Genomic DNA, 24,278 nt, shown 5'->3' on the forward strand with positions numbered 1-24,278 from the left:
CAACGGTATTAAAGGGGCGCTAACCCTCCCACAAATGCATCTGACCGGCCAGCCCCGGCGGGCGGAAGGCGCCGGTGTCCAGGGTAAAGCTCTCCCGGGGCGCCAGACCGGCCCGCTGGCAGGCGGTCTGAAAGCGCCGCGACAGCAGCTGCGCCCAGGGGCCCTGGCCCCGGTGACGGTGGTGCCAGCGGCTGTCGTAGGTGGCGCCGCCGTGCAGCTCGCGCACCGTGGCCATCACCTTGCCGGCCCGGTCCGGGTAGTGGGTGGCCAGCCATTCCTCCCACAGCGGCCCCAGCTCGTGGGGCAGGCGCAGGATCACATAGCCGGCGCTGCGGGCCCCGGCGGCGGCCACCTGCTCGACGATGTCCTCCAGCTCGTGGTCGTTGATGAACGGAATCAGCGGCGCCACAAGCACCGTCACCGGTACCCCGGCCCGGGCCAGCTCGCGCACCGCGCGCAACCGCTCCCGGCCGCCGCTGGCGCGGGGCTCCAGCTGCCCCTTGAGGCGGTTGTCCAGGGTGGTCACCGACACCGCCACCGAGGCCCGGCCCTCCCGCGCCATGGGCCCGATCAGATCCAGATCGCGCAGCACCAGGGCGCTCTTGGTGATCAGGCTGAACGGATGCCGGCATTCGCTGAGCACCTGCAGCACCTCGCGGGTGATGAGCCGTTCCCGCTCCACCGGCTGGTAGGGGTCGGTGGCGGTGCCGATGACGATCGGCCGGCACTGGTAGCCGGGCTTGCGCAGGGTGTCGCGCAGCACCTCGGCGGCGTTGTCCTTGCAGAAGATTTCGCTTTCGAAATCCTGCCCCGGGGACAGGTCCACGTAGGCGTGGTTGGGGCGGGCGAAGCAGTAGATGCAGCCGTGCTCGCAACCCCGGTAGGGGTTGAGGCTGGTATCGAAGTGCAGGTCCGGGCTCTGATTGCGGGTCAGGATGGACCGGGCGATTTCCCGGTGATAGCGGCTGGGCCGGGCCGCCGCCGGTTCGTCATGCTCGCTGTGGATCACCGCGAACCGGCCAGGACGCTGGTTCAGGGTGCCCCGGTTGGACGCGCGGGTGGCCATGGGGACGCTCTCCGATACTGTTCTTATGGACAGTATAGTGAGCGCGGGCGGGACTGCAACGTCTCAGTGCGGACGTACCGGTTGCACCAGCACCCAGGGCTTGACCACCAGGGTCCACATGTCCTGGCCGGCGTCGAACCAGCCACGGGCCTGGTCGTCGCTGACCGCGTCCACCCGGCCCTGGGCGCGCCATTGGCGGATCTGCTCCACCCGGTCCTCGGCGAACGCCACCGCCACCTCGATCAGGTCCAGGTCGCCGGCCACCGCCACGGTCTGGCCGCGGGCGAAGAAGGGCTGCAGCTCGCGCCAGTCGGCGCGGGCGGTTTCCTGGTTGAGTTTGGCTTTGAGTATCGCGGTGTCGTCGGGTTCGGCCATGGGTCCTCCGGATTCAGGGGACGCCATTATGGCGAAAAGAAAGCCCGCCGGGGAGGGCGGGCGGCTGTACCGGGCCGAAAGGGACGTCCGTGTCCTTTAGCGTCCGTGCAAGGACCACTCTAGGGCAGCGCCGGGGCCCTGGGGATCGGAGATTTGCCATGATGTTTGTAGGACATCAGCCATCCCAGCGGATTTCCCGACTCGCCGCCGGCACCGGCGCGCCCTCCCGGTCGAACAGCTCCAGGCGCGCGCCCTCCCCGTCCAGCGTCACCCGCGAGAACGCATCGCGGCTGTACACCTCGCCGGGCACGCTGACCCGCCCCAGGGACGGCTTCCACAGCCCCGCCAGGCGGTGATCGTCGCGGATCATCGGCCGGTACCAGCGGAAGGCCATCAGCGCCGTGGGCCAGAACAGGCCGGAGCAGATCCAGGCGTGGATCGGCGGCTTGCCGGCGCCGTCCAGACGCGCGTACAGGGAGGCGTGCACGTCGCCGCTGAGCACCAGCAGGCGCCGGGCGCGGCTGGCGCGCATGGCGTCGATCAGGCGCTGGCGCTGGGCGCGGAAGCCCTCCCAGCTGTCCTCGCCCCGGAACGGCCAGCGCTGCTCCGGCAGCAGCGGCACCGAGGACACCAGGCACTTGATGCGGTCCGGGCCGTCGTTGAGCCAGGCCACCACCGCCTCTTCCTGCTCCCGGGACATAATGTTGCGCTGCCAGGGCCAACGGCTCAGCGCCCGCTCGGTGCGCAGGTCCATCAGAAAGAAGTCCGCGCCGCCCCAACGGTAGCTGTACCAGAGCCGCTCCGGGTCGCGATCCAGGCGGCTGCCCTCGGCGTTGAGCGGCACCGCCGGCGAGTGCGAGGCCTGGTAGATCTGGTAGGCCTTCATGGCCGCCGGGTACTTGCTGGTCCACAGGTCCGGGTTGGCGCGGGCCGGCCAGTTGTTCTCGATCTCGTGGTCGTCGAGGATCATGTGGTGGTTGTGGTTGGCCATCAGCCGGCGGATATGGGGCTGGCCGAAGCTCTGCCGGTAAAGGTCGAAATACTGCTGCTGGGAGGACGCCGCGCCCACCCGCCAGGTGGCGTCGGCGTAAACCTGATCGCCGGCGAACAGCACGAAATCGGTCGGCCGGTCCCGGGCCTGGTCCGCCATCACCGCGAACACCCGGTCGGCCCGGTCGTCCTCCACTTGGTGGTCCAGCCCGGTGAAGCGGTAACAGCAGGAGCCGAACAGAAAGCTCACCGGCGCCTGATCGGAGGCCGGCGCGGTGCGGAAATGCCCGTCCGTGGCCCGGTGCCAGTCCAGCGCCGTGTCCACCGTGTTCGGGTCGTCCACATAGCCGGCCTGGTACTGGTAGCGGGTGCCCGGGGTCAGGTCACGCAGTACCACCACGCCGCTGCTGTCGAAGTTGCCGTTGATGCGAAAGTGACGCGGGCCGTGCCAGCGGGTCTCGCCGACCGCCCGCCAGCGGATACGCCCGTGGGGCGCTTTGCGCCCCGGGCCCAGGGCGCCGCCGGGCATGGCGCCGAAGAGGCGAATGCTGGTGCGGTCGGCGCTGCCGGCCAGTGGTCCCACCGCGAACGGCGCCACGGTTACGGTCATGGTTCCTTCCCCCTTGTCTCCATTGATTGAGCCCCCGTGGCCGCGCTGCTAGCATCCTGAAACGGTAAACACAGGATTCCGCCGGGATCCGGTCACGGGGTACCTCTTATTTTGGTGCAGGACGCTGTTTCATCCCTTTCGCGGTTCGCCGTGCTGATCCTTCTGATCGGGCTGTTGCCGGCCCTGGCCTGGGGCCAGGCCTCGGCGCCGCCGGCGGCGGTCATCGACGGCCGTTCCGACAGCCTGCGCCCCTACCCGGCGCTGGGCTATTTCTGCCTGCCCGGCGACCAGGCCCCGGATCTGGCCAGCCTGCGCCGTGACCCGGACGCCTGGCCCTGGCGCGCCACCGACGGCATGCCCAATCTCGGCTTCACCCGCGACCGCTGCTGGTTCCGGCTGCCGGTGCGCAACGCCACCGACCAGACCCTGAACTGGCGGCTGGTGGTGGAGTACGCCATGCTCGGCGAGCTGGATGTGTACGTGCTCGGCGGCGATGGCGAGCCCCTGCATTACCAGGCCGGCATGGACCGGGCCTTCGACGTGCGCCCCGGCAACGGCGCGCTGCCGTCGTTTCCGCTGACGCTGCCCCCCGGCGCCGAGCGCACCGTGCTGATGGAAGTGGTCTCCCCGCACAGCATTCAACTGCCTCTGAAGCTGATGAGCAAGCCCGCCCTGGACGAAGCGCTGCTCAGCCACACCCTGGTGCAGGGGCTGTTCTTCGGCGGCATGCTGGTGATGATCCTCTACAACCTGTCGCTGTTTTTCTCGATCCGCGAGAAAGCCTACCTGCTGTACGTGCTCTGGTCCCTGGCGATCACCCTGTTCATGGCGGTGCTGCACGGCTACGCGCAGAAATACCTGTGGCCGGGCGCGCCGCTGCTGAGCCGCTATGTGCTGCATTATCTGCTGCCGGTGCTGGTGATTCTGCCGACCCTCTTCACCCTGCATTTTCTGGATCTGCCCCAGCGGGCGCCGCCCCTGGCCCGGCTGCTCAAGGCGCTGGTGGGCACCGGCGTGGTGCTGCTGCTGGCGGCGCCCTTCGTGGATCGTCACTGGCTGATTCCGCTGGCGGTGCTGGCGATCCTGGCCATGGATTTCAGCATCCTGCTGGCCGGCGTGCTGCGCGCCGCCGCCGGCGACCCGGACGCGCGCATCTTCACCGCCGCCTGGCTGTGCTTCATCGTCGGCGCCGCCGCCATGTCGCTGAACAAATACGGCGTGCTGCCGCGCACCGATCTCACCGAGAACCTGCTGCAGGCCGGCGTGTTCCTGGAAGTGGTGCTGCTGTCGCTGGCGCTGGCGCGGCGCATCAACCGGCTCAAGGAAGCCCACGCCCTGTCCGTGCGCGACAAGGCCATCGCCGAAATGGACGCCTTCAAGGCCGGCGCCCGCAACCAGGCCAAAAGCGAGTTCCTGGCCACCATGAGCCACGAAATCCGCACGCCCATGAACGGCATCATCGGCATGACCGACCTGCTGCGGCGCACCGCCCTGAGCACCCAGCAGGCCCAGTACGTGGACACCATCCACCAGTCCACCCAGTCCCTGGTGACGGTGATCAACGACATCCTCGATTACTCGCGCATCGAATCCGGCAAGCTGGAGCTGGAATACCAGGACGTGGACGTGGAGCAACTGCTGGACGACTGCGTGCGCCTGTTCGCCCTGCGCGCCTCGGAGACCGGCGTGTCGCTGTACACCTTCGTCGATTCCCGGGTGCCGCGCCGCATCCATACCGATCCGATCCGCGTCAAACAGGTGCTCACCAACCTGCTCAGCAACGCCTACAAGTTCACCGACCACGGTCAGGTGGCGCTGCACCTGGGAGTGCGCCAGCCGCCGGACGAACAGGGCCACTGCGTGCTGATGCTGGAAGTGGTGGACACCGGCATCGGTCTGGACGAGGCCCAGCAGCAGAACCTGTTCCAGGTGTTCGGGCAGAGCGGCCGCACCCACCGCCATCGCATGCAGGGCACCGGCCTGGGCCTGACCATCTGCAAGCGGCTCACCGAGCTGCTGGGCGGTGAGATCGGCGTGTCCAGTTCGCTGGGCCGGGGCGCCACCTTCTGGGTGACCCTGCCCACCGTGGCCCGGGAGCCGGCCCGCCCGGAAAAGGCCCTGGCCGGCCACCGGGCGGTGATGATCAGCCACGACGCCTCCCTGGCGCTGAGCCTGTCCCAGCTGATGACCCGCTGGGGCCTGTCGGTGCAGGAGTACGCCGACTGCGACCAGGCCCTGGCGGCGCTCAACGACGAGCCGCCGGAAACCGACATCCTGCTTGCCTCGGAGCCCAACCTGGCGCGGCGCACCGAGCTGATGGCCATCCGCCAGCGGCTCGGCAACCCGCCGCTGCTGATCCTGCAGGCCACCGGCGCGGAGATCACCGGGGAACTGCCCGGCGACCTGCTGCTGGTGGAGACCCCGGTGTCGTCGCGGGCGCTCAAACACAGCCTCTCCACCCAACTGCGCGAACGGGAGGAGGCCGCCGCCGGCGCGCCGCCGGTGGAAAGCGGCGAGCGCCTGCCGCGCCTGTCGCGGCTGAACGTGATGGTGGTGGAAGACAACGCGGTGAATCAGCTGGTGATCGACAGCATTCTGCGCTCCATCGGTATCCAGGCCACCCTGCTCACCGACGGCGCCCAGGCGGTGCGGCGCCAGGAGGAGACCCCCGGCAACTGGGACGTGATCTTCATGGACTGCGAGATGCCGGTGATGGACGGCTACGACGCCACCCGGGAAATCCGCCGGCTGGAACAGGAGCGGGACGTGGACCCGTGCTGGATCATCGCGCTGTCCGCCCACGCCACCGGCGACTACGTGCAGAAGGCCCGCAACGCCGGCGTCGACGATTACCTGAGCAAGCCGGTGTCCCGGGATCAGGTGCTGGAGGCGCTGCAACGCAACCGGGCGCTGAGCGGCGCGGGGGGCTGAAAAGCCGCCCCCGGACCAGTATCATACCGGTCCCGATTTTCCGCCGACCGCGAAGGCCCCATGAGCGACACTCCCCGCAAGATCCTGGTCACCAGCGCCCTGCCCTACGCCAACGGCCCGATCCACCTGGGCCATCTGCTGGAATACATCCAGACCGACATCTGGGTGCGCTTCCAGAAGCTGAACGGGCAGAACTGTCTGTACGTCTGCGCCGACGACGCCCACGGCACCGCCATCATGCTCAAGGCGGAGGAGAACGGCGTCACCCCGGAGCAGCAGATCGCCAAGGTGAAAGCCGACCACGAACGGGATTTCGCCGATTTCCAGATCCGTTTCGACAACTACTACAGCACCCACAGCCCGGAGAACCGCCAGTTCTCGGAAATGATCTTCCAGCGCAACAAGGACGCCGGCTACATCGTCGAGAAGGAGATCACCCAGCTGTACGACCCGGAAAAGGGCATGTTCCTGTCCGACCGGTTCGTGCGCGGCACCTGCCCGAAATGTGGCGCGGCGGACCAGTACGGTGACAACTGCGAGGTGTGCGGCGCCACCTATTCCCCGTCGGAGCTGATCGACCCCTATTCCGCGGTGAGCGGCGCCACGCCGGTGGAAAAGCAGACCACCCAGCTGTTCTTCGACCTGCCCCAGTTCGAGCCGCTGCTGCGCCAGTGGACCCGCTCCGGCTCCCTGCAGGAAGGCGTGGCCAACAAGCTGCAGGAGTGGATCGAGGAGCTGCACCCCTGGGACATTTCCCGGGAAGCGCCCTACTTCGGCTTCGAGATTCCCGGCTACCCGGGCAAATACTTCTACGTGTGGCTGGACGCGCCGATCGGCTACATGGCCAGCTTCAAGAATCTGTGTGATCGCGAAGGCCTGGACTTCGACGACTACTGGAAGGCGGATTCCGACGCCGAGCTGTACCACTTCATCGGCAAGGACATCATCAACTTCCACGGCCTGTTCTGGCCGGCCATGCTGGAAGGCGCCGGCCTGCGCAAGCCCACGGCGATCTACAGCCACGGCTTCGTCACCGTCAACGGCGCCAAGATGTCCAAATCCCGGGGCACCTTCATCAAGGCGCGCACCTATCTGGACCATCTGAATCCGGAATACCTGCGCTATTACTTCGCCGCCAAGCTCAACAGCCGGGTGGACGACTTCGACCTGAACCTGGAGGACTTCGCCCAGCGGGTGAACACCGACCTGGTGGGCAAGGTGGTCAATATCGCCAGCCGCACCGGCAACTTCGTCAAGAAGTTCGGCGGCACGCTCAGCGCCCACCCGGACAACCCGCTGCTGGTGCAGGAAGCCCAGCAGGCCGCCGCCACCATCGCCGGTTTCTATGAACAACGGGAATTCGGCAAGGCGATGCGCGAGATCATGACCCTGGCCGACCACGCCAACGGCTACATCGCCGACAAGGCGCCCTGGTCCCTGGCCAAGGAGGAAGGGCGCGAGCAGGAGGTGCTGGAAATCTGCACCACCGCCCTCAACGTGTTCCGCCTGCTGGTGCTGTATCTGAAACCGGTGCTGCCGGGGCTGGCCGAGCGCGCCGAGGCGTTTCTCAATATCCCGCCGCTGACCTGGGCGGACAGCGCCACCCTGCTGCTGGAACACGAGATCAACAAGTTCAACCCGCTGCTGAACCGCGTGGACATGGCCCAGATCGAGGCGGTGCTGGCCGACTCCCGGGAGACCAACCCGGCACCGGCGGCCGCCGCCGGCGACGACAAGGCCACGGAGGAAGAGGCGCCGATCGGCATCGACGATTTCCTCAAAGTGAAGCTGCGCGCCGCCCGGGTCGTCCAGGCGCAACACGTGGACGGCGCCGACAAGCTGCTGCGGCTGACCCTGGACGTGGGCGAGCTGGGCCAGCGCAACGTGTTCGCCGGCATCAAGGCCAAATACGCCCCCGAGGACCTGGAAGGGAAGATGGTGGTGCTGGTGGCCAACCTGGCGCCGCGCAAGATGAAGTTCGGCGTCTCCGAGGGCATGGTGCTGGCCGCCGGCCCCGGCGGCGAGGACATCTTCCTGCTGTCGCCGGACAGCGGCGCGCAACCGGGCATGGAGGTCCGCTGACCGGCGGCGTCCATGTGTTCCCCGGCCGACCGTTCTCCGGTGCTTGCCGGCCCCCTGCTGCGCCGGCTGGAAGCCGGCCGCCTGGTGCTGTGGCTGGTGGCGGAACGGCCGCTGAGCGGACAGCTGGCGCTGTGGGAAGGCACTGAGGCCGCCACGCGCCGGTGGCCCCTGGAGGAACCGCACTGCCAGGTGATACCGCTGGGCGAACAGGCCCATCTGCATCTGATCGACCTGGCACCGGAGCCGCCGCTGCCCGAGGACACCCTGATCGGCTACGACCTGCGCCTGGACGGCCTGGGGGGCGTGGCCGACTGGGCGCCCCATCTGCTCTACCCCGGCCAGACGCGCCCGGCGTTCGTCCTGCACCGGCGCCGCCGGCAGCTGTTCTACGGCTCCTGCCGCAAACCCCACCATCCCCAGCGTGACGGCCTGGCCCGCGCCGACCGGCATCTGGCCGCCGACCCGGCCTCGGTGAGCCGGCGCCCGGCGCTGCTGCTGCTCACCGGCGATCAGGTCTATGTGGACGACGTGGCCGGGCCCATGCTCAGCGCCGTGCAGGCGCTGGTGCGGGCACTGGGACTGCCCGATGAGGACCTGAGCGGCGCCCGCGTCACCGACAGCGCCGACCTCTTCGACCATCCGGACAACCACAACCGGGAACGGCTGCTGCCGGCCCTGGAATCCAACGAGGCCCTGCGCGAGCGCTTCTTCGGCGGCGTGGAAAAGCCGGTGTTCACCTCCGACCACGCGCATCGGCACCTGATCACCCTGTCGGAGATGGTCGCGCTCTATCTGCTGGTCTGGTCCCCCGAGCCCTGGCGCCGCATCCGCCCGGTCCGGCCGGCGCTGGACGACGAGCAGGCCGAGGAATATGACCGCCAGCAGCCGATCATCGACGCCTTCGTGGCGGACCTGCCGGCGGCGGCCCGGGTGATGGCCCAGCTGCCCACCCTGATGATCTTCGACGACCACGACATCACCGACGACTGGAACCTGACCGCCGCCTGGGAGCGCAGCGCCTACGGCCACCCGTTCTCCCGGCAGATCATCGGCAACGCCCTGATCGCCTATTTGCTCTGCCAGGGCTGGGGCAACGACCCGGACGCCGTGGCCGCGCTGCTGCCGGACACCCGCGCCCTGCTCGCCGACGCCCGCGCCCGGGGGCGCCTGGACGACCCGCGCCACACCGAACTGATCGCCCGGCTGCTGGCCTTCCAGCACTGGCACTACGAGCTGCCCGGCACCCCCAAGCTGGTGGTGCTGGACACCCGCACCCGGCGCTGGCGCAGCGAACGGCACGCCGGCCGGCCCTCCGGGCTGATGGACTGGGAGGCACTCAGCGAATTTCAGCAGGCGCTGCTGGGCGAGACCTCGGTGGTGATCGTCTCGGCGGCGCCGATCTTCGGCGTCAAGCTGATCGAGACGGTGCAGAAGCTGTTCACCCTGGCGGGCAAGCCGCTCACCGTGGACGCGGAAAACTGGATGGCGCACCGGGGCGCCGCCCGGGTGATGCTGAATATCTTCCGCCACTCCCGGACGCCGGGGAACTACGTGATCCTGTCCGGGGACGTGCACTATTCCTTCGTTTACCGGGTGCGCATCCGGCAGCGGGACGGCGGCCCCAGTGTCTGGCAGCTCACCGACAGCGGCCTGAAGAACACCTTCCCGCACCGCCTGCTGACCCTGTTCGACCGGCTCAACCGCTGGCTCTATTCGCCCCGTTCACCGCTCAACTGGTTCACCCAGCGCCGGCCCATGGCGGTGGACCCCTTCGCCCCGGACCGCCGCGACGCCGGCGAGCGCCTCTGGAACGGCGCCGGCATCGGCCTGGTCACCCTGGACGACCAGGGCCGTCCGGAACGCATCCAGCATCTGAGCGTGGACGGCGAGGACGTGGATTTTCATCCGCTTTGACACGCCGGCGGGCATAAAAAAAGCGGCCCGCGGGCCGCTTCTTTTCTGGTGCGCCGGGGACAGCGATTACTGCTGCTGGCCCTGCTGCTGGCGCATCTGTTCCTGCATCTGGCGCATTTGCTCGCGCTGCTGGCGGGCACGCTCTTCCAGGGTGTTGCGCTGCTCCTCGGTCAGGTTTTCCTGAATCCGGGCCTGCAGCAGCACGGTCTCGGCAGCGATGTCGCCGGTCAGTTCACCCAGTTCCTCGGCGTCGTCACGGATTTTGTCCTCGTCGTAATCCGGACCGATCTGGCTGCTCAGCGATTGCTGCAGCTCCTGGGCTTCCATGCGCTTGCTGTTGATCTTGGCCTCGGAGTCCTGCATCAGCTCACGCATCTCCTTTTTCTGGTCGGCGCTCAGGCTCACCAGCTGGTCGAGCTGATCCACCTGATCACCCTGGGCCATTCCCGGGCCTTGCTGCGCCAGGGCGGTACCACTTACCCCCAGGGCCATCAGCATCGCGATACTCAGTCGCTTAACGGTCGTCATATGGTTCTCCATTCAGCCAATCTCGGATCGGTGATCCGCAGTGAGGGAATCACCCTACCCGATGGGGCAGCGGAACTTCATCCCCGTTCCGCACGTTTTGCCCGCCGTGAGCGGCCCGGACCCCGGGCGGGTCCGGCGGGGCCCGGCAATGGCGCGGCTTCCAGGGGGTCTCGGGGAATCGGAAAATTTTGCTAAACTGCCGCCCACCCCGCGCCACAACCGACCGGATGCCATGACAGACACCCCGTTTCACGGCGGCCGCGCCATTGAAGTAGAACGCATCGACGCCCTGTTACCGCAGACCCAGTGCGGCAAATGCGGCCACCCGGGTTGCCGGCCCTATGCCCGCGCGGTGGCCGACGGCGAGGCGCACAACCGCTGCCCGCCGGGCGGCCAGGGCACCGCCGACGCGCTCGCCGAGCTGCTGGACCGCCCGCCGCTGCCCCTGGACGAGCGCGGCTATGACAACGCCACCGCCAGGAAGGTGGCGGTGATCCGCGAGGACGAGTGCATCGGCTGCACCAAGTGCATCCAGGCCTGTCCGGTGGACGCCATTGTCGGCGCCGCGCGGCGCATGCACACGGTGATCACCGACGAGTGCACCGGCTGCGATCTGTGCGTGCCGCCCTGCCCGGTGGACTGCATCGACATGCTGACCGTATCGGCGACACCGTTTCAGCCGGACGCGCCGGCGGACCGCGCCCGCGCCGACCAGGCCCGGGCCCGTTTCGAGGCCCGCGAGGCGCGCCTGGCCCGGGAACAGGCCCGCAAGGCGGAGCAGAGCCGGGCCCGTCTGGCGCGACAACAGCAAACGGAGCGCCGGCGGTCCGCGGCCGCGTCGCCGGCGGACGCGGCGCCCGATCCGCGGCGGCAGCGGCTCAAGCTGACCACCGCCTACAACCGCGCCAGCAAGCAATGCAAGGAGGCGCGGGCGGCGCTGGAACGGGCCCGCCGCCAGGGCGCCGGCCAGCTCGAGGCCATGCAGGAACGGGTGGATGCCATGGCCGCCCGGGCCGAGCAGGCCCGACGCCAGCTGGAAGCGTTCGAGGCGGCCAATTCGCGGGATTGAGAACCCGGGCGGGTTTTTTAACCACCTTATACAACGTTCACGTTCCGATTCCGTTAAAACTACGGCCAAGCCAAATCCAATAAGGAAGAAGGAGGCCGTTATGAATAATTCAGCAACCGTCGCCCTGGCCGTGGTCGGCACCCTGGCGGTGGTCGGCGTGGGTTACGCCGGCTTTCAGGCCCTGGGCGGCGACGCGGATCGCTACGCCGAGGTGGTCAAGGTGGAACCCGCCACCAAGAGCTATCAGGAACCGGAGCAGCGCTGCGAGCAGGTCACCGTGCAGCGGCAGAAGCCGGTGAAGGATGAGCATCAGATCGCCGGCAGCGCCATTGGCGCCGTGGTCGGCGGCGTCATCGGGCACCAGTTCGGCGGCGGCAGCGGCAAGGACGCGGCCACCGCCGCCGGCGCCATCGCCGGTGGCTATGCCGGCAACAAAACCCAGGAACACATGCAGAAAAACAACACCTACACCACCACCGAGGAACGGTGCCAGACGGTGATGAACACCCGCACCGAGAAAAACGGCTACAACGTGACCTACCGTCTCGACGGCCAGACGCACACGGTGCGCATGGACGACGAGCCCGGCGACCGTCTGCCGGTGGAAAACGGCAAAGTGGTTACAGACTAGAAGCGATACAGGATGCAGGATTCAGGATACAGCGCGGTTTTAGGCCGAGCCGTCAGGACGGCCCTGCCCGCGCTTACTGGCCCAAGGGCGCTTAAACGCCGTTAAGCGCCGGCAGGGCTTTACCGGCCCACCAAACCCGGCCCGCGCTGTATCCTGCATCCTGTATCCAATCTCTTTATACTGCGCGTTTTCGTCGATCAGGCCGGAACCGCCAACCATGAATCGGGAAAAACGCACCGAGATCTTTCGCCGGCTGCGCGACCAGCGCCCGGCTCCCACCACCGAACTGAACTACGACACCCCCTTCGAGCTGCTGGTGGCGGTGGTGCTGTCCGCCCAGGCCACCGACGTGGGCGTCAACAAGGCCACCGCGCGGCTGTTTCCGGTGGCCAACACCCCGGCGGCGATCCGTGCCCTGGGGGTGGACGGGCTGAAGGAGTACATCAAGACCATCGGGCTGTTCAATTCCAAGGCCAGCAACGTCATCAAGCTGTGCGACCAGCTGATCGAGAAACACGACGGTCAGGTGCCGCGCTCCCGGGCCGCCCTGGAAGCGCTGCCCGGCGTGGGCCGCAAAACCGCCAACGTGGTGCTCAATACCGCCTTCGGCGAACCCACCATTGCCGTGGACACGCACATTTTCCGGGTCAGCAACCGCACCCGCATCGCGCCGGGAAAAAACGTGGTCGAGGTGGAAAACCGCCTGATGCGCGTGGTGCCGGAGGAATTCAAGCGCGACTGCCATCACTGGCTGATTCTGCACGGTCGCTACACCTGCACCGCACGCAAACCGAAATGCGGCGAATGCATCATCGCCGACCTGTGCGAGTTCCCCCTCAGCCAGCGCCCGGCCTGACGATAAGCCGATATGAAAAAGCCGGCTATCCCGGGGCAGGATAGCCGGACGCGCGGGGCCAAGGAGAGTTGGGCTTGCCATGGACGAACAAGCGGTCACCCCGCGCTAAAAGCGCCGTTGGCGCGAGCACCTCAAAGCGTCAGCCGGTCACGGAAGCGCGCCAGCGTCTTCTCGCCGATCCCCTTGATCGCCATCAGCTGGTCCACCGAGGTGAACGGGCCCTCCTGCTCGCGCCAGTCCACGATCCGCGCCGCCATGGCCGGGCCGATGCCGCGCAGCTGCTGCAGCTGCTCCGCGCTGGCGGTGTTCAGGTTGATGGAGGCCGTGGCGGCCGCCGGGCTGTCCGCCGCCGGCGTCGCCTCCGGCGCCGCCTGCGCCCAGGGCACGCCGGCGGCCAGGAGGGTGCCGAGCAGCAAGGCGCGGCCCAGGCGGGGGCTGGGTATGAAGAAGTTGAACATTCGCATCGTTGATCTCCCTTTCAGGTCATCCTTGTGAAGGTCTGACCACTGTAGGGAAAACGACGCGGAGCGCCTGTCAGCCGATTCGGCGAGTGAACGCGGGACGTCTAGGAAAGACTTTGTAGGATATCGTCCACGACCGCTGTAGGATTTTCCGCACGGGTGATGGGTCGGCCGATCACCATATGACTGACGCCCAGGTCCCGGGCCCGGGCCGGTGTCACCACCCGGCGCTGATCGTCGCCGGCGCTGCCTTCCGGACGGATGCCCGGCGTCACCAGGTCGAAGTCCGGGCCGCAGGCCTGGCGCAGCAGGGGCGCCTCGCGGGCGGAACAGACCACGCCGTCGAGGCCGTGGTCGTGGCTCAGCAGGGCCAGCCGGCGTACCTGCTCCTCGGCGCTCACGGTGAGCCCGATTTCGCGCAGATCGGCTTCGGTCTGGCTGGTCAGCACGGTCACCGCGATCAACCGGGGGCGGGTCTGACGATTGGCCAGCGCCTCCCGGGCGGCGTCCAGCATGCGCCCGCCACCACTGGCGTGCACATTGACCATCCACACCCCCAGATCGGCGGCGGCGCGCACCGCCCCGGCCACGGTATTGGGGATATCGTGGAATTTCAGGTCCAGAAACACCTCGAAACCGCGGGCGGCCAGGGCCTCCACCACCGCCGGGCCGGCCCGGGTGAACAGCTCCTTGCCCACCTTGACCCGCACCCGCGCCGGATCCAGCCGGTCGGCCATGGCCAGAGCCGGGTCGGCGGCGTCGTAGTCCAGGGCAACGATAATGGGGCTTTCGGCGGTCACGATTTGCTGCCTCCTTCGGAACGGGGCTTGATGGTGCCCCAGCGGCGGCAGCTCGGGCAGCGCCATTGCAGCAGCGGGGTCTGGAAGCCGCAGCGGCGGCACTGGTAGACGGTCTTGTCGGAGGTGAGCCGCTCGGTGAGCTCCTTGAGCATGCCCAGATGCTCGCGGGCCTCGCCCTGGGCGGACACCTGCAGATTCATGTCGATGATGCGGTGCAGGCCGCGCACCGACGGGTTGGCCTTCATGTAATCGGCGATAAAGTCCGCCGCCTCACGGTCGCCGTAGCGCTCGCGCAGCTGGTCGGAGAGCAGCAGCACCCGGGCGGTGGAAGGCTCCTCGGCGCTGAAGTCGGCCAGCAGGCGGATAAACTCCTCTTCCTTTTCCAGGCGCTGGTAGCACTGGCGCAGCTCATCCAGCACCTCGTCGAAGAAGGCCTTGTCCTGCTGCCAGATGCGCTTGAAAGCGTCGATGGCGTCGGCCCATTGCTCCTCGCGCATTTCCAGCCGGCCCTGCACCACGCTGGCGCGCACGCACTGCTTGTCGAAGCCCAGCGCCCGGCGCAGCATGCGACGGGCCGGCGCCAGCTCGCCCCGGGCGATCTGGCCGTCGGCTTCCTCGCAGCAGTAATGGGCCAGGATCGGGCCCATCTTGGGGTCGGACTTGACCAGTTGCTCACCCATGGAAATGGCGCTGGTCCAGTCGCGTTCCTGTTCATAGAGATGCGTGAGCTGGCGGATCACCTGCTCGCGCTTTTCGCAATCCTGGTCGAGCATTTCCAACAGCACTTCCTCGGCCCGGTCGAACAGGCCGCCGGCCAGATAATCCTCGGCCAGCTCCAGCTGAATCTGCTCCTGGGTGGGACGCGGCAGTTCGCCCTGTTCCAGCAGGTGGGAATGAATCAGAGTGGCCCGGTCGAACTCCCCGCGCTTGCGGAACAGCCGCGCCATGCTGAGGTGGGTTTCCAGGGTTTGATCGGACACTTCCAGGCTGTTGAGCAGGGCCTCCACGGCCTTGTCCGGCTCTTCATTGAGCAGGAAGTTGAGCCCCGCCACGTACTCCTGGGACAGGGATTCCATGCGCCGGCGCTGGCGGCGCTTGCCTTCCCGCCGCCCCAGGTAGAAGCCCGTGGCGATGGCGAAAAAGAACAGCGGAATCAGCCAAAGCGGTTCGCTCATGAACGGGACCCGAACAGACCACGTACTCCGCGCAGGCCCAGTCCGGTGAGCAGCCCCAGCAACAGCCCCAGAGCCAGCAACAGCACCGCCAGGGCGCCCAGGGTCACCTGCCATTGCCAGCCGGTCACCGGCATCGCCAGGGTCACCAGCTGGGTGTTGGCGGTCACAAACAAAAACGCCGCGACGAACACCGCCAGCAGCGCCAGAATCAAACAAATTCGGTAGAGATTTCGCATCACTTCGTCCTGTCCGGCGGGATCAGCCGTGGGCGGTCTCGCCCCGGGAACCATCGCGGCCGTCGCCTTCACCATCGATCATGGAATCGTTGACCCGTTCACGCAGTTCCTTGCCGGACTTGAAGTGCGGAACGTATTTGCCGTCCAGCTTGACGCTGGCGCCGGTCTTGGGATTGCGGCCCACGCGCGGGGCGCGGAAATGAAGGGAAAAGCTGCCAAACCCGCGGATCTCGATGCGGCCCCCTTCGGACAGGGTGTCGGCCATGTAATCGATCAGGGTTTTGACGGCGAGCTCCACATCCCTGGGAGACAAGTGGTCGTTTTGCTTGGAAATCCGGGCTATCAGTTTCGACTTCGTTAACGCTGACGCCATTGCAACCTTCTCCCCTGGGCTCCCTGCCCAGCGGGGCCGGCCGGTTGGCCGGCCCCCGGGGAGGAGCCGTTATGACTCGTTGCTGTTTTCCATTTGCTGCTTGATCAGGTCACCGATGGTCTTCGGTGCATTGGCGTCCTGATTCTGCAGGTTGTCCATGGCTTCGCGATCCTGTACCTGATCCTTGGCACGCACGGACAGATTGATGATGCGGTTCTTGCGGTCGACGTTGGTGATGCGTGCTTCCACCTCGTCGCCCACCTTGAGAACCTCGGAGGCATCGTTGACGCGGTCGCGGCTGATTTCGCTGGCACGCAGGGTGCCTTCCACGTTGTCGGCCAGGTCGATGGTGGCGCCTTTGGCGTCCACTTCCTTCACCGTACCCTTGACGATGCTGCCCTTCTCATTCGCAGCAACATACTGAGCAAACGGATCGTCTGTCAACTGCTTGATTCCAAGGGAAATTCTTTCCCGCTCGGCATCAATGGACAGGACCACGGTTTCCAGCTCGTCACCCTTGTTGAAGCTGCGCACCGCTTCCTCGCCCTGCTCTTCCCAGGAGATGTCGGACAGGTGCACCAGGCCGTCGATACCGCCTTCCAGGCCGATGAAGATGCCGAAGTCGGTGATGGACTTGATCTTGCCGGTGATGCGGTCGCCCTTCTGGTAGTTCTCGGCGAAGGATTCCCACGGGTTCGCCATGCACTGCTTGATACCCAGGGAAATACGGCGGCGGTCCTCGTCGATATCGAGGATCATCACTTCCACTTCGTCGCCGATCTCTACCACTTTGGAGGGGTGGATGTTCTTGTTGGTCCAGTCCATTTCGGAGACGTGAACCAGACCTTCCACACCTTCCTCGATCTCGGCGAAGCAGCCGTAATCGGTGAGGTTGGTGACGCGGGCACGGACCTTGGAACCTTCCGGGTACTTCTGCACGATGTCGTGCCACGGATCCTCGCCCAGCTGCTTGAGGCCCAGGGACACGCGCATTTTCTCGCGGTCGAACTTGAGAACCTTGATCTCGATTTCCTGGCCCACTTCGACGATTTCACTGGGATGCTTGATGCGCTTCCAGGCCATGTCGGTGATGTGCAGCAGGCCGTCGATGCCGCCCAGATCCACGAACGCACCGTAGTCGGTGAGGTTCTTGACGATCCCCTTGACCACCATGCCTTCCTGCAGGGACTCCAGCAGCGCTTCGCGCTCGGCGGAGTGTTCAGCTTCCATGACTGCGCGGCGGGAAACCACCACGTTGTTGCGCTTCGGATCCAGCTTGATGACCTTGAAGTCCAGGTCCTTGCCTTCCAGGTGGGTGACGTCGCGAACCGGACGGATGTCCACCAGGGAGCCGGGCAGGAACGCGCGGATCGGGCCGATGTCGACGGTGAAGCCGCCCTTGACCTTGCCGGAGATCTGACCCTTGACGATTTCGTCCTTGTCGAAAGCCACTTCCAGCTCGGCCCAGACTTCGGCGCGCTTGGCTTTCTCACGGGACAGGCGGGTGAAGCCCATACCGTCGTCGATGGCGTCGACCGCCACTTCCACTTCGTCGCCTTCGGCGATTTCCAGCTCACCGCTCTCGCTGATGAATTCGTTGCGGGCGATGATGCCTTCGGACTTCAGACCGGCGTTGACGGTGACCCAGTCACTGTCGATGGCGACCACGGTGCCCTTGATGATGGAACCGCGGGCAACGTCCAGGTCCTTAAGGCTTTCTTCGAAAAGTTCGGCAAAAGATTCAGTCATGGATAATCTCGTGATACACATACCAACCAGCAGGTATGGGTTATTCATAAAAGGCCGCGATTCCAAGCTGGTTTACTGTCAGAAACCGGACGACCTGTTTTCAGAAAATCAGAACACCATTGCAGGAGCGGCTTCAGCCGCGAAACCGGCCGGCGGGCGCGGTATCGCGGCTGAAGCCGCTCCTACGGGGTAATCTGGACCACCGATGCCGTCAGATCAGCGACCGGGCAGCGGCTTCACCGAGAATACGATCCACCACCTGCTCGACGGTGAGCTCGGTGGAATCGATTTCCACCGCTTCCGGCGCCGGCTTCAGCGGCGCGACGGCGCGCTGCATGTCACGCTCGTCCCGGGTACGGATGTCCTCGATGAGGGTGGCGAGGTTAGCACCAAAGCCTTTTTCCTTCAACTGGCCCAGGCGCCGCCGGGCCCGTTCCTCGGCGCTGGCGGTGAGGAACACCTTGAGCGGCGCGTCCCGGAACACCACCGTGCCCATATCGCGCCCGTCGGCCACCAGGCCGGGGCGCTGGGCGAAGGCCCGCTGGCGGGCGAACAGGGCGTCGCGCACCGGCTGCAGCACCGCCACCTGGCTGGCCAGCTCGCCGACCCGCTCCTCGCGGATGATCTGACCCACGTCCTCGCCTTCCAGAAGCACCGCGGTGTCACCCTCGCCTTCCCGGAATTCCACCGGCAGCTGCTCGGCCAGGTCCACCAGACACATTTCGTCGTCCAGGGCCACGCCGCGGCGCTCCGCGTGCAGGCCCAGCACCCGGTACAGGGCACCGGAATCGAGCAGATGCCAGCCCAGCCGGGTGGCCACCTGGCGCGCCACCGTGCCCTTGCCGGAGGACACCGGCCCGTCGATGGTGATCACCGGGATCATGCGCTTTCTCCCGCGTCCGCGGTGTCCTGGCCCAACACCTCCAGCGCCAGCCCGGCACCGGCGGCCAGCCCGGCGAAGCCCGGGAAGCTGGTGGCCACGTTGGCGCAGTGGTGGATGGTGATCGGCGCGCCGGCGCGCAGGGCCGCCATGGCGAAGCTCATGGCGATGCGGTGGTCGCCGTGGGACTCCACCTCGCCGCCGCCGAAGGCGCCGCCGACGATGCGGATGCCGTCCTCGTACACGTCATGCTCCACGCCCAGGGTGGCCAGACCGTCGGCCATCACCTGAATCCGGTCGGATTCCTTGACGCGCAGCTCCTCGGCGCCGCGCAGCACGGTCTCGCCTTCGGCGCAGGCGGCGGCGATGAACACCACCGGCAGCTCGTCGATGGCCAGGGGCACCAGTTCCTCGGGGATCACGATGCCCTTCAGCGGGGCGCTCTTCACGACCAGGTCCGCCACCGGCTCGCCACCGGCATCCCGTTGATTTTCCAGGCGAATGTCCGCGCCCATCAGCTTGAGAATGTCGATCACGCCGGTGCGGGTGGGGTTCACGCCCACATGGGGCAGGGTCAGTTCGCTGCCTTCGGCGATGCTGGCGCCGACCAGGAAGAACGCCGCCGAGGAAATGTCCGCCGGCACGTCCAGACGGCCGCCGCTCAGGGTACCGCCGCCGCGCAGGGTGGCGGTGGCCCCGTCCCGGCGCACCGGGTAGCCGAAACCGCCCAGCATGCGCTCGGTGTGGTCGCGGGTGGGGGCCGGTTCGGTCACCGAGGTGTCCCCTTCCGCGTAAAGCCCCGCCAGCAGCACCGCGGATTTCACCTGGGCGGAGGCCATCGGCAGATCGTAATGAATGCCTTCCAGGGTGCGGCCCCCGTGAATGCGCACCGGCGGGCGGCCGCCCTCGCCGGTGTCGATGGCGGCGCCCATTTCCCTCAGCGGCGCGGCGACCCGCTCCATGGGGCGCTTGGACAGGGACTCGTCGCCGGTCAGCTCGGTATCGAAGGCCTGGCCGGCCAGCAGGCCGGTGAGCAGCCGCATGGAGGTCCCGGAGTTACCCATATAAAGAGGCTTGCCCGGGTCACGCAGGCCGTGCAGGCCGACGCCGTGCACCACCACCCGGCCGTTGTGCGGGCCCTCGATCACCACGCCCATGTCGCGAAACGCCTGCAGCGTGGCCAGGGCGTCCTCGCCTTCCAGAAAGCCGCTGATCTCGGTGCTGCCTTCGGCCAGGGAAGCCAGCATGATCGAGCGGTGCGACATGGATTTGTCGCCGGGCACCCGCAGGCGGCCCTGCAGCCGGCCACCGGGGGCCACCACGAAGGTGGGGTCGGAATGTTGTGTCATGCCAGTCTCGTCATCGGAATGCCGCGCCCGGGTATAGGAGGAGCGCGTGTTCATGGCCAGGAAATGGGCGCGGGCGGTGTTGGCCCGGCTCATGATGCCCATCAGGGCCTCGGAGTCATTGTCGCGCACCGCCGCCCGGAAGCGCTCGATGCCGTCACGGAACAGGTCCAGGGCGTCGAGCACCGCGCGGCGGTTCTCGCGGAAGATATCGTGCCACATCAACGGGTCGGAGCCGGCGATGCGGGTAAAGTCGCGGAAGCCGCCGGCGGCATAGCGGAAGATCTCGGTGGAGTCGCCTTGCCGGGCCAGGGTGTCCACCAGGGAGAACGCCAGCAGATGCGGCAGATGGCTGGTTTCCGCCAGCACCCGGTCGTGGTGCTCCGGGGCCATGGTCAGGACCTCCGCGCCGATGGCGCTCCACAGCGCCGCCACCCGCCGGGTGGCCTCGCCGTCGGTGTCCGCCACCGGCGTCAGGATCACCCGGTGCTGCCGGTAGAGGGTGGCGTCCGCCGCCTCCACGCCGCTTTTTTCCTTGCCGGCGATGGGATGGCCGGGCACGAAGCGGGGGAAGTGGTGGCCCAGGGCCCGGCGCGCCTGCTCGATCACCGCGCCCTTGACGCTGCCGCCGTCGGTGACGATGGCGCCCTCGGCCAGCCCCGGCGCCAGCGCCGCGAACACCGACGCCATGGCCGACACCGGCGTGGACACGAACACCAGATCGGCGCCGCGCACCGCCAGCGCCAGGTCCTGGCTGCCCTCGTCGATCAGGCCCAGGGCCATGCCCTGCTCCAGGGTACGCGCCGACCGGGAGCCGGCCACCACGGTGCCGGCCAGGCCCTGGTCGCGCAGGGCGGCGGCGAAGGAGCCGCCGATCAGCCCCAGGCCGATCACCGCCACCCGCCGGAAAAGGGGGGCGGGCTTCATCGGTCGCCCAGCACCTTGCCCAGGGCGGCCAGGAAGCGCTCGTTATCGCGGGCGGTGCCGGCGGTCACGCGCAGATGGCGGGGCATGCCGTAGCCGCCCAGGGGCCGCACGATGACGCCCTCGCGCAGCAGCGCTTCGTAGACCGGCTGGGCGTCGCCGCCGCAGTCGAAGGCGACGAAGTTGGCCACCGACGGAATCTGCTCCAGATTCAGGGCCGCCAGTCCCTCGGCCAGCTGCACCAGGCCGGCGGTGTTCTCGCTCTTGGAGTTCTCGATGTGGTCCACGTCGTCCAGGGCCGCCTCGGCGGCGGCCAGGGCCGGGATGTTCACATTGAACGGCTGGCGCACCCGGTTGAGCACGTCCGCCACCTGGGGATGGGCCACGCCATAGCCCACCCGCAGCCCGGCCAGGCCGTGAATCTTGGAGAAGGTGCGCGCCACGATCAGATTCGGATAGCGCGCCAGACGGCGCAGGCCGTCCGGGTAGTGGCTTTCTTCCACGTACTCGAAGTAGGCCTCGTCCAGCACCACCAGCACGCGCTCCGGCACCCGCGCCAGGAAGGCGTCCAGGGCGTGGTCGTTGAACCAGGTGCCGGTGGGGTTGTTGGGGTTGGCGAGGAACACCACCCGGGTGCGCTCGGTGATGGCCTCGGCCATGGCCGCCAGGTCGTGGGCGAACAGGTGCGACTCCACTTCCACCGGCCGGGCGGAACAGGCCAGCGTCACCAGCGGGTAGATGGCGAAGGCGTATTCCGAGTACACCGCCTCGTCGCCGGGCTGCAGGTAGGCCCGGGCGATCAGCTCCAGCACGTCGTTGGAGCCGTTGCCCAGCACCAGCTGGTCGGCGCCCACGCCCAGCCGCTCCGCCAGCGCCGCCTTCAGCGAATAGCCGGCGCCGTCCGGGTACAGATGAATCTGGTCCAGGGCATGGCGGGCGGCGTCCAGGGCCCGATGGCTGGGGCCCAGCGGGTTCTCGTTGCTGGCCAGCTTGATCACATCGTGAATGCCCAGCTCGCGCTGCAGCTCCTCGATGGGTTTGCCCGGCTGATACGGCCGCAGGCGCTGCACGCCGTCATTGGCCAGTTGAATGTAGTCGCAGGTCATGGTGTGTTCCTACAGAACCGCTTTGGGGTAGGAGCCGAGTACCTTGATGGTGTTGCCGTCCCCATCCAGGGCGGAGAGCACCTCGGTCAGGGCCGGGTCTTCCTTGTGGCCTTCGCAATCGACGAAGAACACATAACTCCAGTTGGCGATGCGCGACGGCCGGCTTTCCAGGCGGGTCAGGTTGATGTTCTTTTCCCGGAACGGGCGCAGCAGGTCGGACAGCAGGCCGGGCCGGTTCTTGCCGGACACCAGCAGGCTGGTCTTGTCACGGCCGGACGGCGGCGTGTCCTGGCGGCCGATGATCAGGAACCGGGTGGTGTTGTCCGGCCGGTCCTCGATATTGACCTGCACCTTTTCCAGGTCGTACAGCTCGCAGGCCATGTCGCCGGCGATGGCCATGGCGTTCCATTCGTCGCGCAGGCGCCGCGCCGCTTCCGCGTTGGAGCTCACCGCGATGCGCTCCACCGCCGGCATGTGCGCGTCCAGCCACTGGCGGCACTGGGCCAGGGTCTGCTGGTGGGAATAGATGCGCGTGACCTTGTCGCGGCGGGTATGGGGCCCGGACAGCAGGTGGTGGTGAATGCGCAGTTCCACCTCGCCGCAGATCTTGAGGTCCGAATTCATGAACGAATCCAGGGTATGGTTGACCATGCCCTCGGTGGAATTCTCCACCGGCACCACGCCGAAATGCACGGCTCCGGCTTCCACCTCGCGGAACACCTCGTCGATGGCGCCCAACGGCACGCTCTCCACCGAGTGGCCGAAATGCTTGATCGCCGCCTGCTGGGTGAAGGTGCCTTCGGGGCCCAGAAACGCCACCCGCATGGGCTGTTCCAGGGCCAGGCACACGCTCATCACCTCGCGGAACAGGCGCGCCATCTCCTCGGCGCCGATGGGGCCGGTGTTGCGTTCCTTGATGCGGCGCAGCACCTGGGCCTCCCGCTCGGGCCGGTAGAACACCGGCTCCGGATCCTCGGCGCGTTTCACCTCGGCCACCTGGTGGGCCAGATCGGCGCGCTTGTTGAGCAGGTCCTGGAGCTGCTGGTCCAGGGCGTCGATCTGGTCTCTGAGTGCGTTCAGATCCGTCATCACGCTTTCCGTTTTTCGAAGTCCGACATGAACCCGATCAGCGCGTCCACCGCCGCCTCGGGCACCGCGTTATAGATGCTGGCGCGCATGCCGCCGACACTGCGGTGGCCTTTCAGATTGCGCAGGCCGGCGGCTTCCGCCTCGGCCAGGAAGGCCTTGTCCAGCGCGCTGTCGGCCAGCACGAAGGGCACGTTCATCCAACTGCGCTGGCCCGGGCGAACCGGGTTGGCGTAGAAGTCGCTGCCGTCGATGTAAGCGTACAGCTTGTCGGCCTTGCGGCGGTTGATCTCGCCCATGGCGCTCACCCCGCCCTGCTCCTTCAACCACTCGAACACCAGCCCCGCCAGATACCAGGCGAAGGTGGGCGGCGTGTTGTACATGGAGCCATTGTCGGCGTGGATCTTGTAATCGAGCATGGACGGCACCGTGGGACCGGCGCGACCCAGCAGGTCCTTGCGCACGATCACCAGGGTCAGGCCCGCCGGGCCGATGTTCTTCTGGGCGCCGGCATAGATCAGACCGAACCGGCTCACGTCCATGGGCCGCGACAGGATCGTGGAACTCATGTCCGCCACCAGCGGCTTGTCCACCTCCGGGACAAAGTCGAACTCCAGCCCGCCGATGGTCTCGTTGGGGCAGTAGTGCACATAGGCGGCGTCGTCGGAGAGCCGCCATTCGCTCTGCGCCGGCGCGTAGCTGAAGTTGGCGTCCTCGCTGGACGCCGCCACGTTCACCTCGCAGAAGCGGCGGGCCTCCTTGATCGCCTTGCTCGACCACTGGCCGGTGTTCACGTAGTCCGCCTTGCCGGCGTCGCCGAGCAGGTTCAGCGGCACCATGGCGAACTGGGCGCTGGCGCCGCCCTGCAGGAACAGCACCGCGTAGTCGTCGGAAATACCCAGCAGATCACGAAGATCGCGCTCCGCCTTTTCGGCCATGTCGACGATCACGTCGTCGCGGTGGCTCATTTCCATCACCGACATGCCGGTGCCCTGGTAATCCAGCATTTCCTCGCGGGCCCGTTGCAGGACCGCTTCCGGCAACGCCGCCGGACCGGCGCAAAAGTTGTACGCGCGGCTCATTCTTCCTT

The 24,278-nt window shown here is 67.3% G+C and carries 20 protein-coding genes and 1 pseudogene; 6 read left to right on the top strand and 15 right to left on the bottom strand.

Annotated features, from left to right (window positions below; genetic code table 11):
• Positions 1-19 precede the first annotated feature (19 nt).
• The 3 genes from IM760_RS07545 to IM760_RS07555 form a co-directional block, all read right to left on the bottom strand.
• Positions 20-1,066, bottom strand: coding sequence for a PA0069 family radical SAM protein (locus IM760_RS07545; protein ID WP_204428033.1), 1,047 nt, complete (start codon positions 1,064-1,066; stop codon positions 20-22).
• A 63-nt stretch (positions 1,067-1,129) separates the two neighbouring features.
• Positions 1,130-1,441, bottom strand: a complete 312-nt coding sequence (locus tag IM760_RS07550; protein WP_204428034.1) for a DUF2288 domain-containing protein — start codon at positions 1,439-1,441, stop codon at positions 1,130-1,132.
• A gap of 175 nt (positions 1,442-1,616) precedes the next feature.
• Complete coding sequence (locus IM760_RS07555; RefSeq protein WP_204428035.1) at positions 1,617-3,041, bottom strand: alkaline phosphatase D family protein; 1,425 nt, start codon at positions 3,039-3,041, stop codon at positions 1,617-1,619.
• Positions 3,042-3,191: 150 nt separating this feature from the next.
• On the opposite strand from IM760_RS07555, the gene IM760_RS07560 reads away from it, so the two are divergent.
• The 3 genes from IM760_RS07560 to IM760_RS07570 are packed head-to-tail and all read left to right on the top strand — an operon-like array spanning position 3,192 to position 9,968.
• On the top strand, positions 3,192-5,972 hold the full coding sequence (locus tag IM760_RS07560; protein ID WP_204428036.1) for a 7TM diverse intracellular signaling domain-containing protein: 2,781 nt from the start codon (positions 3,192-3,194) through the stop codon (positions 5,970-5,972).
• A 60-nt stretch (positions 5,973-6,032) separates the two neighbouring features.
• A complete protein-coding gene (metG, locus tag IM760_RS07565) occupies positions 6,033-8,054 on the top strand; it encodes a methionine--tRNA ligase (protein WP_204428037.1) in 2,022 nt (673 codons plus the stop codon).
• Positions 8,055-8,066: 12 nt separating this feature from the next.
• Positions 8,067-9,968, top strand: coding sequence for a metallophosphoesterase family protein (locus tag IM760_RS07570; protein WP_204428038.1), 1,902 nt, complete (start codon positions 8,067-8,069; stop codon positions 9,966-9,968).
• A 66-nt stretch (positions 9,969-10,034) separates the two neighbouring features.
• Here the strand turns inward: IM760_RS07570 and IM760_RS07575 are convergent, their stop codons facing one another.
• Entirely contained in the window at positions 10,035-10,496 is a 462-nt protein-coding gene (locus IM760_RS07575) for a Spy/CpxP family protein refolding chaperone (protein ID WP_228235357.1), read from the bottom strand.
• 271 nt (positions 10,497-10,767) lie between these two features.
• Between IM760_RS07575 and rsxB the strand changes: the two are divergent.
• The 3 genes and pseudogenes from rsxB to nth all read left to right on the top strand — a co-directional run.
• Positions 10,768-11,166: pseudogene (rsxB, locus tag IM760_RS19115) on the top strand (electron transport complex subunit RsxB); the annotation flags it as partial.
• A 499-nt stretch (positions 11,167-11,665) separates the two neighbouring features.
• Complete coding sequence (locus IM760_RS07585) at positions 11,666-12,196, top strand: glycine zipper 2TM domain-containing protein (RefSeq protein ID WP_204428041.1); 531 nt, start codon at positions 11,666-11,668, stop codon at positions 12,194-12,196.
• Positions 12,197-12,413: 217 nt separating this feature from the next.
• Positions 12,414-13,052 carry an endonuclease III gene (nth, locus tag IM760_RS07590; RefSeq protein WP_204428043.1) on the top strand — a complete coding sequence of 213 codons (639 nt, stop codon included), beginning with the start codon at positions 12,414-12,416 and terminating at the stop codon, positions 13,050-13,052.
• Between the two features lie 131 nt (positions 13,053-13,183).
• Here nth and IM760_RS07595 read toward each other — a convergent pair whose 3' ends face one another.
• The 11 genes from IM760_RS07595 to serC all read right to left on the bottom strand — a co-directional run bounded on the left by IM760_RS07595 (position 13,184) and on the right by serC (position 24,270).
• A complete protein-coding gene (locus IM760_RS07595) occupies positions 13,184-13,516 on the bottom strand; it encodes a ComEA family DNA-binding protein (RefSeq protein ID WP_228234242.1) in 333 nt (110 codons plus the stop codon).
• A gap of 101 nt (positions 13,517-13,617) precedes the next feature.
• Positions 13,618-14,313: an orotidine-5'-phosphate decarboxylase gene (pyrF, locus tag IM760_RS07600; protein WP_204428045.1), complete on the bottom strand. Its 696-nt coding sequence runs from the start codon at positions 14,311-14,313 to the stop codon at positions 13,618-13,620.
• On the bottom strand, positions 14,310-15,488 hold the full coding sequence (gene lapB / locus IM760_RS07605) for a lipopolysaccharide assembly protein LapB (RefSeq protein WP_204428047.1): 1,179 nt from the start codon (positions 15,486-15,488) through the stop codon (positions 14,310-14,312). Before lapB ends, pyrF begins: the two co-directional genes overlap by 4 nt.
• The gene (locus tag IM760_RS07610; protein ID WP_204428048.1) at positions 15,485-15,724 is read right to left on the bottom strand and encodes a DUF1049 domain-containing protein; all 240 of its coding nucleotides are present in this window, start codon (positions 15,722-15,724) and stop codon (positions 15,485-15,487) included. The genes lapB and IM760_RS07610 overlap by 4 nt, the downstream gene beginning before the upstream one ends.
• Before the next feature lie 22 nt (positions 15,725-15,746).
• Positions 15,747-16,097: an integration host factor subunit beta gene (gene ihfB, locus IM760_RS07615; protein ID WP_204428049.1), complete on the bottom strand. Its 351-nt coding sequence runs from the start codon at positions 16,095-16,097 to the stop codon at positions 15,747-15,749.
• Positions 16,098-16,166: 69 nt separating this feature from the next.
• Positions 16,167-17,846 (bottom strand): 30S ribosomal protein S1, encoded by a 1,680-nt coding sequence (gene rpsA, locus IM760_RS07620; protein ID WP_204428050.1) that lies wholly within the window; start codon positions 17,844-17,846, stop codon positions 16,167-16,169.
• Between the two features lie 211 nt (positions 17,847-18,057).
• Complete coding sequence (gene cmk / locus IM760_RS07625; RefSeq protein WP_204428051.1) at positions 18,058-18,729, bottom strand: (d)CMP kinase; 672 nt, start codon at positions 18,727-18,729, stop codon at positions 18,058-18,060.
• Positions 18,726-20,999 carry a bifunctional prephenate dehydrogenase/3-phosphoshikimate 1-carboxyvinyltransferase gene (locus tag IM760_RS07630; RefSeq protein WP_204428052.1) on the bottom strand — a complete coding sequence of 758 codons (2,274 nt, stop codon included), beginning with the start codon at positions 20,997-20,999 and terminating at the stop codon, positions 18,726-18,728. Before IM760_RS07630 ends, cmk begins: the two co-directional genes overlap by 4 nt.
• Positions 20,996-22,102 carry a histidinol-phosphate transaminase gene (gene hisC / locus IM760_RS07635; RefSeq protein WP_204428053.1) on the bottom strand — a complete coding sequence of 369 codons (1,107 nt, stop codon included), beginning with the start codon at positions 22,100-22,102 and terminating at the stop codon, positions 20,996-20,998. Before hisC ends, IM760_RS07630 begins: the two co-directional genes overlap by 4 nt.
• A 9-nt stretch (positions 22,103-22,111) precedes the next feature.
• Positions 22,112-23,191, bottom strand: coding sequence for a prephenate dehydratase (gene pheA / locus IM760_RS07640; protein ID WP_204428054.1), 1,080 nt, complete (start codon positions 23,189-23,191; stop codon positions 22,112-22,114).
• Positions 23,191-24,270, bottom strand: coding sequence for a 3-phosphoserine/phosphohydroxythreonine transaminase (gene serC, locus IM760_RS07645; protein WP_204428055.1), 1,080 nt, complete (start codon positions 24,268-24,270; stop codon positions 23,191-23,193). Before serC ends, pheA begins: the two co-directional genes overlap by 1 nt.
• Positions 24,271-24,278 lie beyond the last annotated feature (8 nt).

The sequence above is a fragment of the Alloalcanivorax marinus genome (assembly GCF_016906305.1).
Lineage (GTDB): Bacteria > Pseudomonadota > Gammaproteobacteria > Pseudomonadales > Alcanivoracaceae > Alloalcanivorax > Alloalcanivorax marinus.